Origin of the sequence: Synechococcus sp. MIT S9509, assembly GCF_047303035.1 — a bacterium.
Classification (GTDB): domain Bacteria; phylum Cyanobacteriota; class Cyanobacteriia; order PCC-6307; family Cyanobiaceae; genus Synechococcus_C.
Genome location: NZ_CP138940.1, coordinates 2473101 through 2485758, shown reverse-complemented (window position 1 = coordinate 2485758; position 12658 = coordinate 2473101). Strand labels below are relative to the sequence as shown.

At 44.1% G+C, this 12658-nt stretch carries 8 protein-coding genes and 1 pseudogene; 1 reads left to right on the top strand and 8 read right to left on the bottom strand.

Annotation, left to right across the window (positions count from 1 at the left end):
- Window positions 1-141 precede the first annotated feature (141 nt).
- The 8 genes and pseudogenes from SIB73_RS13800 to SIB73_RS13765 form a co-directional block, all read right to left on the bottom strand.
- Window positions 142-1644: a hypothetical protein gene (locus SIB73_RS13800; protein ID WP_413404232.1), complete on the bottom strand. Its 1503-nt coding sequence runs from the start codon at window positions 1642-1644 to the stop codon at window positions 142-144.
- A gap of 366 nt (window positions 1645-2010) precedes the next feature.
- On the bottom strand, window positions 2011-3834 hold the full coding sequence (locus tag SIB73_RS13795) for an ABC transporter ATP-binding protein (RefSeq protein WP_413404234.1): 1824 nt from the start codon (window positions 3832-3834) through the stop codon (window positions 2011-2013).
- An 82-nt stretch (window positions 3835-3916) separates the two neighbouring features.
- The gene (locus SIB73_RS13790; RefSeq protein WP_413404236.1) at window positions 3917-4861 is read right to left on the bottom strand and encodes a UDP-glucuronic acid decarboxylase family protein; all 945 of its coding nucleotides are present in this window, start codon (window positions 4859-4861) and stop codon (window positions 3917-3919) included.
- A 246-nt stretch (window positions 4862-5107) separates the two neighbouring features.
- Window positions 5108-5380 (bottom strand): hypothetical protein, encoded by a 273-nt coding sequence (locus tag SIB73_RS13785; RefSeq protein ID WP_413406586.1) that lies wholly within the window; start codon window positions 5378-5380, stop codon window positions 5108-5110.
- A 42-nt stretch (window positions 5381-5422) separates the two neighbouring features.
- Window positions 5423-5667 (bottom strand): annotated as a pseudogene (locus tag SIB73_RS13780) (sulfotransferase); the annotation flags it as partial.
- Between the two features lie 717 nt (window positions 5668-6384).
- Window positions 6385-7410: a GDP-L-fucose synthase family protein gene (locus SIB73_RS13775; RefSeq protein WP_413404238.1), complete on the bottom strand. Its 1026-nt coding sequence runs from the start codon at window positions 7408-7410 to the stop codon at window positions 6385-6387.
- The gene (gmd, locus tag SIB73_RS13770; RefSeq protein ID WP_413404241.1) at window positions 7407-8561 is read right to left on the bottom strand and encodes a GDP-mannose 4,6-dehydratase; all 1155 of its coding nucleotides are present in this window, start codon (window positions 8559-8561) and stop codon (window positions 7407-7409) included. The genes SIB73_RS13775 and gmd overlap by 4 nt, the downstream gene beginning before the upstream one ends.
- 296 nt (window positions 8562-8857) lie before the next feature.
- Complete coding sequence (locus SIB73_RS13765; protein ID WP_413439796.1) at window positions 8858-9913, bottom strand: SLBB domain-containing protein; 1056 nt, start codon at window positions 9911-9913, stop codon at window positions 8858-8860.
- Window positions 9914-10075: 162 nt separating this feature from the next.
- Here SIB73_RS13765 and SIB73_RS13760 point away from each other — a divergent pair, with 162 nt between their 5' ends.
- On the top strand, window positions 10076-12574 hold the full coding sequence (locus tag SIB73_RS13760) for a GumC family protein (RefSeq protein WP_413439634.1): 2499 nt from the start codon (window positions 10076-10078) through the stop codon (window positions 12572-12574).
- Window positions 12575-12658: the final 84 nt, after the last annotated feature.

Sequence of the window (12658 nt, the reverse complement as noted above, 5' to 3'; positions counted from 1 at the left end):
GATTAATAGAAGAGCAGTCTTGATATAAAGTAAAATTTATTATGGATAAAGCACAGAAAGCTTAGTTTAAAAGTATTTAAAACTAAGGTTTTAGACATAAGAAGGATGATCTAGATAATGTTTAAAAATGAATGCCAGCATCTATACAACAAAACGGGATCTACGGGAAAGAACAAGAGGTAATCCCAATATCATCACCACAGTAACTATGCGGTACAACCCTGTTGTCGCTATTTCAGCAAATGAACGGATGGAAATATATAAAGCTTGAGATGCAACAAATAGGAGGTAAATAGAAACAACGTAATGAGGCCATGGGCATTTATTAACAAGGCCAACATAATTAAAGCAAAAAGTATACATTAGAGCCATTGCGCTTGGATAGATTATCAACCCTAGAACTCCAAATGAAGCAAAAGAAAAAAGAAAAGGAGAGTCAGCAGTATCTGTATTTCCGACAGGAAAGTACCTATAAAGAAGATTCTCTTGAAGAATCAACGAAGATTTGAATGGGAAAATAAATGATGGTAGAGAATTTAAAAAAGAATTTATTAAATCCTGAAATCCAATCAGACCTTGATACGTACCTTCTAAATACATATGAATCACCTGAGCTAGAGGTTTTAACACAAGTGGTCGGCTAACAAGGTTTTGAGTGGTTTTTTCTAAAGCAGCGCTTAAAACTGATTCTGTTGAAATAAATGATAAGTAATTTGTCAAAAGTGAAGCAGGATTAACAGCAAAGTTTGCACTTCGCAAAACATTAACATAAGCAAACGTTTTAAACACAAAAGGTAGAAGTATTAAAAAGGAACTAATTGCAAACAATATTTTGAAAATAAAGGAGCGAGAAAGAGTAATATTAGGCCTTTCAATTAAAAGCCAGGCAAATAAGGAAGATATAAAAAAAGTATATAAGGACTTACGACCTTGAAGAACACTAAAATACACTCCAATCGCAAAGGTATAAAAGGTAATTAATTTATCGAAAAAATTTATCTTTAAATTGTGCCTTGACCTTGAAATCACTAATCCAATTAAAATTGGTACTAATCCAATAGCAAGATTTCCAAATACGAACCACCAAGGTAATCCGGATGATGACTCTTTACCTGCAAAGCCTCGTACAACAAAAAGACCAGAAAGAGAAATATAAGTTAAGATTAAAGAAAAAGCAAATAGACCTAATCTTAGGTAAGAACTAGGTAAACTTTTTAGGATAATTTTAAGATAACCATCAAATCTATACTCAGCCCGTCTTACGATGTTAAAATTAGAAATAAAATTAAGTACGAACACATACGTGCACATATATGCAACTGCTAAAGAAAACAAGCCAGGAGTAATTTTTATAGAAGAGTTGTAAAAAATGGCCGCAAATTCGTCATTTGACAAAAACGAGAAATTTCCAGACGAAAAGCTTTGAATAAAACCTAAACTTATCCAGAACCCAGAAAACAAGCCAGATATCAATAGATACCGATAGTACTGTTTATTGATAACAATAGCGATTAAACATAAAAGATATACGCATACCGATATCGATGATGAGAAAAGCAAGAAAGTATATGTATTCCATACGGATGAAATTAAAAATAAAGGAACCAAACTACCTAGTAAAAATAATCGTTTGTTTTCAGTCATTTAGAAACACACATGAGATAATTTTAAAATACACTTTAATACAAAACTTGGCCCTTAAGCTTCGTAAGCTATACAAATCAAAGGGGGCAGTTTTGAATTGCTGGTTGAATCAAAAGGTTCCTATGGGAAATCAGCAGAAACAAATTACGAAAGCAACTGACAAAAAATTGTTTAACTGAACTTATAATTATCGTCACTAGACAATATTGACTATGGAATAAAGAGACTGCTAAAGGCAACCGCCTCCCAACTATCAAAAATTCAAAAGAATAAAAGGACAATGTGACCATTTTTTATTTGATCCGAAAAACAAAGGCTGGCAAAAAATAATACTATCAAAATTACAATAGCAATATTAATAATTAATCACGATTGAATTTGAGCCAAATTTTTAAAAGCTGCGTCGGTAGAAAGAAGCTCTTCGTATGCGCCAAAGCCAGCAATTTGCCCCTGCTCAAGATGAAGAATTCGATCACAACGTTGAATAGTAGTAAGTCGATGAGCGATTAAGATAACTGTAACTTTGCGATCAAGACCATCGATCGCTGACATCACTTCAGCTTCCGTACGGTTGTCGAGTGCACTTGTTGCTTCATCCAGAACTAACAACTCTGCTTTTTTATAAAGAGCCCTAGCAAGACCTATTCTCTGTCGCTGGCCACCACTGAGCTTTACACCATGCTCACCAACGATTGTGGAATAACCATCAGGACTACTTTCGATTACCTCAGCTATGCGAGCCTTCTCGGCCGACAATCTCACACGCTCAAAATCAATACGATCAAGAGGAATCCCAAAGGCGATATTTGAAGCAAAGCTTGTGTCAGTGAGATAGATATTCTGTGGAACATGCGCTAAACACTGTTGCCAGCAGGATACTAAGTGTGAGTTAGAATGTAAGTCTTTGCCGTGAACAAGAAGACGGCCTTCTGATGGTGTCAACAAACCCAGAATTAGATCACTGGTAGTGCTTTTTCCGCTGCCAGTACTTCCAACAAAAGCAATTCGCTCACCAGGGTGAATTGAAAAGTTTAGGTCTTTCAGTACATAGGGACTTTGAAGATTATATCTAAAACTTAACTGCTTTAACTCTATCAAAGGTGACTTTGAATCAACTGAATCAAATGGCTTCTCTCGACTAAAACCAAGAGGAACATCCGTGTTGATGATCTGTTGTAAATACGGGCGAAGGCTTTGCAATGAAGGTTGATTGGATTGAATAACACCCAAAGATGAAAAACAACGCTGAAGTGGTTGGAGCAGTCGATATGCACCAAGCACGAGTGTTCCTAGTAGTGGCAATAACTGCTCAATGCTCCGGCCACCGAGAGCCAATGTCAACGAAAGGCCAATAATCAAAACTATAACAAAACCTTCAATTATGTAGCGAGGCGCCTCGATTTTAAAACCGGCAGAAGCTTGCGAAAGCCTGTAACGGCGAGCAGCTAATAAGTAGTTATTCGTAAAAAATAATTGACTTCGATCTAAGAGTACATCTCTGATACCACCAAGCCCTTCTTGTGCCATCTGCACGCTTTTCTGATAATTGTTAGTGAGTTTTAAACCGTCTGAACGTAAATCTTTCTTAGTGATTCGAAAAATAATAAGATAAAAAGAAGCTAAGATAGAAGCGACAACAACCATGACACCAGGAGCTAAAGCAATCAGTGAAGCTCCTAACAAAATCACTACTGACAGGTTAACGATAATATCTAAAAAACACTTAATAATCCTGGTAACCCTGTCAACGTCCTTAGTGATATTTCCAAGGACCTTGCTGCTGTTATTCTCAATATGCCAAGGAAATGGTCGATACAATACTGCTGAGAAAACTTTCTCGCTGAGATCTATGGCAATGAGAGCGGTTAACTGAAATGAGCAGCGTATTGTTAACAATCTCAAGCTGGTGGTTAATACCACCACAATCAAAAATGAAAGACCTAGTGTAACTAATAAATACTCATCAGGTAAAGCGCGAAGCGGTTCGGCCCACGGCCCGATTGCAAGCAATCCCTCCTTAGGATTTGCTAAGAGTCGAAGAAAAGGAAGTAAAGCTCCGAGATTTGCAACTTCTCCAGCAGCCGCAGCTAAGCTAAGGAGTTGTAATCCCAGCAATTGTCGACGTCGAAGAGTACTTAAACTGTCCCAAATTACCTTTTGTTTTTGAAGTTTTAAAAGTAAAGAAGTCACAGGAGATTGTAGATTAATGTTCATCAACAACTAAGATTTAAAAAATTTTATTCCATCTGTTTTTGCAGATGAACCAAGTATTTCATTGCTGAAGTAGTTCTCTGAAATAAGCAATCGTGGGCTCAAGACCTTTTTTAAGTTCCACAGAGGGTGCCCAGCCCAACTCTTTCTGCGCAAGATCGATGATGGGCTGTCTTTGTAAAGGATCGTCTTGCGGCAATGGATTGGAGATTAATTCCAAAGTTGGATTGATCATCTCCCGCACCAGTTCGGCCAGCTGCCGGATCGTAAATTCTGTCGGATTGCCGATATTAATTGGCCCAGTGTGTGATCCATTCATCAAGCGCATCATCCCCTCGATCAGATCATCCACAAAGCAGAAACTGCGAGTCTGACTACCATCGCCATAAAGAGTGAGCGGCTCTCCTTTAAGCGCCTGCACGATAAAGTTGCTCACGACACGGCCATCATCAGGCAGCATGCGCGGGCCATAGGTATTGAAAATCCGCATCACTCGGATTTCCAAGTCATGCATGCGCTGGTAATCGAAACAAAGCGTTTCAGCGATACGCTTACCTTCGTCGTAGCAGCTTCTGATACCAATCGTATTCACACAACCGCGATAACTCTCGGGCTGGGGATGCACCTCAGGATCCCCATAGACCTCACTGGTGCTTGCCAGCAGCAACCTGGCACCAACCCGCCGAGCCAATCCAAGCATATTGTATGTACCAATAAAACTAGTTTTCGCAGTCTTCACCGGGTTGAACTGGTAGTGCACCGGTGAGGCTGGGCAGGCCAGATGCCAGATCCGGTCCACCTCAAGCTTGATGGGCTCGATCACATCATGGCGGATCAATTCAAAGCGGGGGTTTCCAATCCAATGAGCAATATTCTGCTTTCGCCCGGTGAAGTAATTGTCCAGACAGATTACTTCTTCTCCGGCTTCCATCAAGCGATCACAGAGATGAGATCCTAGAAAACCAGCACCACCGGTGATCAGATTTCGCGTGAGGGATGCAGACATGAAATAGACAGAATTGGGTTACTAAGTAAATAATTTTCTTAGTTTTAACCAGGATATTCATAGGAAACTAAAAATTTTGACTGTAATCTGTTCGACAACATCGAGAGGATTGTATTGACAAGCTCTTTTCGTTACACATAAACAAAACGTGAAATACGTAACAATATAGAGGCCGTCAGATCAAAATTAAGGAAAATTGAGCAGAAGAACAAATCCTTTGCCATTTGTATTTTTTTAGATGCCACATTAATGAATTTTTTTACTCTTATTACTTACTGGCAATGAATTTGCATCTTGGGATGAGATTCCCAAGAAGCCCTGCAAAGTTTTTGTTAAATACCAATTATCAATTTCTATATTCAAAGTTAAGAGGCGCCCAGGCTTATCTATAAATTTATCCACAACTTTATGAAAGTGATTTATGTAATAATCTCTGAATAATACTTCATTTCCTTTGTAAACTCCACACCCATGAATTGCTTCATGAGAAGGAATAAATTTATCTGAAAAAATAGACATAGAATTGAGCCAACGATCAAGCGATCTGTGGGTTAAAATAAATTTTGAGTCGGGATATTGATTATATATCGTTCAAATGTGGCGGGCCAAGGTAAATCCTGAAACATATCATATTGATCCACTTTTTCATCACAGAATTCAATAATAGTTTTAATATTTCTTTCTTGATTTACATTTTCATGACAAACAGAGTAGCCTAAATCACAGAAATACTTACCCAAGGAAGTGGTACCTGTCTTAGACAAGCCTAAGCAAAATACTTTTGGCAAGTTACGGCTTGAGTTCATGATGAGAAAATAATAGTTTTTTGGTGCTTACAGAAATGTCCTAATAACTAGTGAGTCAAGTTTTTTGAAGGATAAAGACAAACCAAAACAAAGAATTGAGCCAAGGCTAAAGAAAAAAACATTATTTGTTGGGAGACAATTTAACCTCACAGGTTTAATTTTTAATTAAAAATTTATTATCTGTAAATTACAAAAATAGCTGAGCGAATAGAAGTAAAAGCTGTTTAAGATTAATTGTATACAGCTATAACTATCAAAATCAACTGCTTTGGTATGATTTTTTTGAGTTATATCCAGGAATTCCAATGAAACTTCCTTTGGGCAAGAACACTTAAAGGATTTTACAAACCTTTGAAAATTTTATCTTCCCTCGAAATTATTTACTGACTGGAAGGCATAAGAAGGTCTATTAATGACACAACCTTCAAAGTGAGTCTACCCTCAATACGCTACACCACCACCAATTCAATGAGTCGCATGAAGGCGTATCACAATAAGCAGTAACTTATGAGGGCTATCTTCCTTTAACCTCTCCAAAGCAATGAAACGTGTAGAGCGAAATCAATAGAGACAAGTTGCCTATCACAAACAATCGACAAGGGCACTTCAATACAATTTGATCAAACAAATTTGTTGAAATCTGTATAGTGTGATTGAAAGTTAGATTTTCTAGAATTGCAGCTAACTATTCTACTCTAAAGTTGCAGTAAATTAAATTTAAGATCCAAATTGATTAGGAAGTGATGGTTTCAAATAGTCTTTGAACAACGGTACAGTTCTTTTTAAGCCTTCATTTAGAGAAATGCTAGCCTCCCAACCCATAGACAAAAGACGATTAACAGCTAACTGTTTCTTGGGTGTGCCATCTGGCTTGCTGGTATCCCATTCAATTGTTCCTTCAAAACCAACAACCGTTGCGATCTGTTCCGCTAAGTCCTTAATTGTTAGATCCACTCCCGTTCCCACATTCAAAAGCGCCAGCGGTTTCCCTTGATCATCTTTTGGCGCATCTTGATCGAGAGCACTCCAGTTCTCCAGAGCAAACACGCAGGCATTCCCCAAATCATCCACATGTAGAAACTCACGCAGCGGTGATCCTGTTCCCCAGCACGTCACACTTTCTGCTTTCGCTTCCTTGGCTTCATGGAAGCGGCGGATCATTGCCGGCAGCACATGGCTGTTCTCAGGGTGATAGTTATCTCCAGGGCCATAAAGATTGGTTGGCATCAGGCTTATCGCATCAAATCCATATTGCTGTCTTAATGATTCACATAGCTTGATCCCTGTGATCTTGGCAATCGCATACCACTCGTTTGTTGGCTCTAACGCTCCAGTGAGCAACGACTCCTCTCTAATCGGTTGCTCAGCGAACTTCGGGTAAATACAGCTACTACCTAAAAATAGCATCCTCCTCACTCCCGACTTCCAGGCGCCTTCAATCACATTCGTTTGGATTTTTAGATTCTCCAGCAGAAAATCAGCTGGATAGGTGTCATTTGCATAAATACCGCCCACCTTGGCTGCTGCTAGAACCACCACATCAGGCTTGTTTTCTCTATACCAACACTCCATCTCTTCATGCTTGAGTAAGTCCAACTCCTGTCGGGTTGGCTTCATCAAGACACCACCTTTGGCTTCATCGCCGTAGCCCTTGTCTTGTAACGCCCGGCAGATCGCGCTGCCCGCCATGCCCCGCGCTCCGGCCACAAAAAAGCGATCATCAGCCTTGATCAACCCACTCACGCTGTAGCTCCTGCGACCTTGACGGCATCAGGATTTGTAGGTGGATTCTCCATCGAGCCCACCACATTGAATCCTTTCAATTTCAAATAAGCCTCTTTCTTGGCCTCCTCCTTGTCGGTCGCAACCATCTCCGCCACTAACTCCTCCAGCGTTGTCGTTGGAGTCCAGCCCAACTTTTCCTTGGCCTTGGTAGGGTCACCCAACAAAGTTTCTACTTCCGCCGGGCGGAAATAGCGGGGATCTATCCGTACCACCACTTCTCCTGTACTGCGTTTGCCAGTTTCCTCCAATCCCTCGCCTTCCCATTCGATCTCGCCCCAACCCAGCTCCAATGCAGTTAACTCAATAAAACGCCGCACGCTTTCCTGCCGCCCCGTGGCGATCACAAAATCCTCCGGTGAACCCTCCTGCTGCAACATCCGCCACTGCATCTCCACATAATCCCTGGCGTGACCCCAATCCCGCAGCGAATCGAGATTGCCCATGTACATGCAATCCTCTAAACCTGCATCAATCCGCGCCAAACCCCGCGTAATCTTGCGGGTCACAAACGTTTCACCCCGCCTAGGGCTCTCGTGGTTAAAAAGCACCCCGTTGCAGGCATACATGCCATAGGCCTCGCGGTAATTCACCGTGATCCAATACGCATACAACTTGGCCACCCCATAGGGGCTACGTGGATAAAACGGCGTGCTCTCCTTTTGCGGCATCTCCTGCACCAACCCATACAGCTCACTGGTGCTCGCTTGATAAATGCGTGTCTTCTCCGTAAGCCCAAGCATCCGCACCGCTTCCAAAATGCGCAGCGTGCCTAAGGCATCACTGTTCGCTGTGTATTCAGGTGCTTCAAAACTCACCGCCACATGGCTTTGGGCTCCGAGGTTGTAAATCTCATCCGGCTGCACCTGCTGAATGATCCGAATCAAATTGCTGCTATCCGTTAAATCCCCGTAGTGCAGCACCAGCCGAGGGTCCGCTTCATGGGGATCTTGATAGAGATGGTCGATACGATCTGTATTGAAGCTGCTGGCGCGGCGCTTGATACCGTGAACCTCATAACCTTTCTCCAGAAGAAGCTCTGCGAGATAGCTGCCGTCTTGACCGGTAATTCCGGTGATTAGGGCGGTTTTGGGAGCAGATTGATATGACATGAGGATAAATACTTAGCAAATACAAGCAGGCACTGCTCACCTACAAAAGGGCGAAATGGGCGGGAGCGTTGCTCAACCGCCTCGACGTCGACCACACGGATATCATTTCATGCAGCATGCCCAGCAAGGTGCATATTTTTATACACTGCTTCACCAATCACTGAGACCCAAGCAAAGACTTAAGCAATCCACATATAGACTTCGAGCTTGTAAGTAAGGGTTTAACAAATAAGATAGTTTTCGACAACAAAAGCCAAGAGGCATTGGCAATTATTTGGCACCAGAAATAATTACAATTATCGGTTGGCGGTATCATTAACAAGACGTAAAAGCGTCCAAATTGTCACCAAACCGCTAACAGGCTGACTCACGGCATTGATTGCATCACTGGCTTTGGCCAAGCCACTGCGGTTCACGCGCACAGTATCACCATCACGAAGCGGGGGATTTTTATCATTCGACGCTCCTTGGCTCAGATCGATGGTGAATCGCTCCAAAGTTGCCGATCCATTGCGGTTGATGCGAACCAATTCAACATTTCCTTTGTTTGCCCTCCATGCAACTGGGCCACCTGCGGCAAGCACTGCTTGAACTAAGGGAGTATTGGCCTCAAGAAGTAAGGTACCAGGTTTCTCAACTTCCCCAATTACGTTCACCTTGATTTCCTGAGGCGACAAATTCACCGAGGCAAGCTCAACAGCTTCTTCAGGGGTTTCATCTGCTTTGCCAAGACGAATCGTATCTCCATCGAAGAGATAGGGATTCTGCGTTTGATTGCCTTTAAGGATTAAATCCAGCAGATTAAGCTTGGCCTGCTTGTATTGCCCCTCCTCCCCTGGCAAGCGTCGCTGAAGCACCACATCACGCAAATTCGCAACCTGTGTAATCCCGCCGGCTTTCTGGATCGCATCCACCACCGTCGGCAGACCACTGATGCTTGTGGAAGGTCCGCCCTCAGTGCTTACGGTCTCACTCAACGTGAGTGAATAAATACCAGGCCTTTCCACCTCTCCAACCAAAGCCACACGTATCGGCCTTGGCTTGACAACCCTGAGCTGCAGATCTGGTCTCAGCAGTTGTTGACCCATCAACTGCTGGACCCAAAAAGTGGCCTGCTGCAAAGTCAAGCCGGTGACACGAACACTGCCAATCAGTGGCAAGGGCACCGATCCATCATTCAGCACCTCCAGCTGACCCGACAAATCTGGAACGTCAAAGAGTTTGAGTTCCAAGACGTCACCAGGCCCAATGATGTACGCGTCAGTGTCTAACTCCAAGTTATCTTGAGGGAGCGGAGCAGTTGCTTGGGCTATATACCTGCTCTCGAGCGGCACCTCCTGGGCCCCGGCCATCGACAAGGACAGTGACTGACAGGCCAACAAAGTAGTGAGGGCCAGGTAACGCAGCCTTTGCATGCTAATTTTGACTGCAGCTGTTAAGGGCAACAAGTGTCCCACGTCGGCTTTGATTTGTCTCTCGCGACGCTTAAATGATCTCCTCTGATGGCTGGGATCATGTCCAATTTGATCGTTAACCCCGGCCAAACACCGGATTACAACAGAAATCAAGTTCAAAGCGTAAAAGTCCAAGGCCTCGGCAGCACGGTTCTACAGGCTGCGAATAACGATGATGAAGTCGATATGCGCGAACTTTGGCGCGCTTTGAAGCGACGCAAAAAGCTTGTTGGTGTTACTGCAGCAGGAATACTTGTGCTATCTGGTTTGACCACCGCCTATCAAAGGATTTTTCGGCCTGTATACCAAGGCTCTTTTGCTCTGCTGATTACAGATCCGCTCAACAATGAATCAGGCAATAGAGCAGCTGCAACAGCCTTGGACGGTGGGATGTTCGAAGAACTGGCTCGCAACACCACCAGTAATGACATCCCCACGCTGATTGAATTGTTGCGAAGTCCATTGTTGCTGAGCCCGATTGCACAACGTTATAACTTGAATGCGAATGCTTTAGCGAACCGAATCACAATCACAACCGGTGGTGAAAAGCTTAAAGAAGCTGAAGGAATACTTAAAGTCAGCGTGACTGGCAGAGATCCGGTTGAAGACAAGCAACTTCTTGCTGATCTCAGCTCCACCTATTTACAGGCTGCCTTACAACAGCGTCAACAACGTCTCTCAGATGGTCTTAATTTCCTGAACAGGCAGGGTCCGGCTCTTGAGGCCAAAACAGAGGAAATCCAATCAGAGGTTTCCGACTTCCGCCAGCGACATTCTCTTCTAGAACCTACAACCGAAGGAGTAGCTCTAAAGCAACGCGAGGCGGCAATCGCAGCGCAGGTGTTGAACCTTGAAGCAGGCCGTAATCGGCTTTTAAGAGTGCGCCAAGAAATTGCCAATGGAACCCTTACAGCCCGCGGATTTCAGGAAGCCATAGGCCTTGGCAACGGCACAACAGCCGGAGATGGCGTTCAGGGCCTGACCATCAGCGATGTCGACCAAAGCCTACTTCAACAACTGCTCAAAGTCGAAACAGAACTCTCCGAAGCGAGAGCAAAATACAACCCCGATTCCTCAATGGTTCGAGGTCTTGAAGCACGTCTCAACCAGTTGCAACCTCTTTTGCGTAAAAACCAACTGGAAGCTGTTGATGCGGCTCTCAACCTGAATGCCGGTCGACTGGAAACAGCCAAAGCTCAGGAGACTTCACTCAACAACCAATTTCTCAAGCAACCAGCGCTGATCAAGCAATACGAAGCACTACAAACGCGTTTGAAGATTGCCAAAGAAAACCTCACCGGCCTTGTGACGGCGAGGGAAAACTTTCAACTCGAAATTGCCCAACGCAGCGTGCCATGGCGTGTGATAGCTCCACCGGAGGTTAATCCAAATCCGATCAAACCCTCCATTCCCCGAAATCTTGCCCTTGGAGCTGTTCTTGGATTGGTGGCAGGAGCTGCTGCTGGATTACTGCGAGATCGAATGGACCATGTCTTCCACCATGCGGGGGAAGTGAAAATGGATCTGGGTTTACCACTCTTAGGCCACATCCCTCACGTTGATCTTTTCAAAGGAGTTAGGGAAGACAAACGTTTCCTGCTTCAAGAGCTCGACAGCAACAATCCATCAGAGGTAAATCAAAACACCAAAGAAAAGGCCAGATATCAACGTTTCTTTTATCAGGAAGCTTTTCGTAATTTGTTTACTTCGATTCGGTTTCTGAACAGCGATCAACCATTGCGCTCCATTGCCCTCACGAGCTCTCTCCCTGCTGAAGGGAAATCGCTCGTCAATGTGTTGCTGGCTAAAACACTTTCTGAAATGGGGCAAAAAGTTTTGCTCATTGATGCTGACCTACGCAAACCACAGCTGCACACACGCCTTGGCCTCAATAATTTACGCGGCCTCACCAATGTTTTGACTGATGATTCCAACAGCTGGCGCAGTGCGCTTCAGCCTGTAAAGGGATACGAAAACTGGTCAGTCATTACCGCAGGTCGCAGGGAACCAGATCCAGCCCGACTGCTGAGCTCCAATCGCTTGCACCAACTCGTTGAAGATCTCGAAAGCAGTGGAGAATTCGACCTGATTCTGTTCGATACACCACAAGTGTTGGGTCTGGCCGACTCAGCACTGGTCGCTGAACACTGCGATGGACTGGTGCTTCTGGTGAGTCTGAATCGCGTCGATCGCAGCCTGCCAAAAGAGGCGGTTGCCCGCATCCTCAGCAGCGGAGCGCCCTTGCTGGGTGTGGTCACCAACGCCATCAAGCCTGAACAAAAGGGGGCTCAGGCCTACGGATATGGCCAATACGACCAATTCGGCTATGGCTATGGCTATGGCGGTTATGGCTATGGGGGTTATGGCTATGGGGGTTATGGCTATGGGGGTTATGGCTATGCGGCTTACGACACCACAGCTGCTTACGCGCACTATGCCAATGACGATGAAACTCAGACAGCTGGCGCCGCTCGTCAAGACAAGGGAACATCCAACACCAACCTGAAATCGAAGCTACGTCAGCGTCGAAGTCAACTGATGCACTGGCTTGACAACTAATGCCAAGGCCCAATTACTCCCGCTTTCGCCTCAACTGGGTGTTGGTGAATGAACTAGCTATCGGACCCGCTCCCAGAGCGGAAC

Bases quoted from the DNA above. Each gene is read 5' to 3' on its own strand.
- SIB73_RS13800 (WP_413404232.1), bottom strand. From the start codon at position 1,644: ATGACTGAAAACAAACGATTATTTTTACTAGGTAGTTTGGTTCCTTTA.
- SIB73_RS13790 (WP_413404236.1), bottom strand. From the start codon at position 4,861: ATGTCTGCATCCCTCACGCGAAATCTGATCACCGGTGGTGCTGGTTTT.
- SIB73_RS13785 (WP_413406586.1), bottom strand. From the start codon at position 5,380: ATGTCTATTTTTTCAGATAAATTTATTCCTTCTCATGAAGCAATTCAT.
- gmd (WP_413404241.1), bottom strand. From the start codon at position 8,561: ATGTCATATCAATCTGCTCCCAAAACCGCCCTAATCACCGGAATTACC.
- SIB73_RS13765 (WP_413439796.1), bottom strand. From the start codon at position 9,913: ATGGCCGGGGCCCAGGAGGTGCCGCTCGAGAGCAGGTATATAGCCCAA.
- SIB73_RS13760 (WP_413439634.1), top strand. From the start codon at position 10,076: ATGTCCAATTTGATCGTTAACCCCGGCCAAACACCGGATTACAACAGA.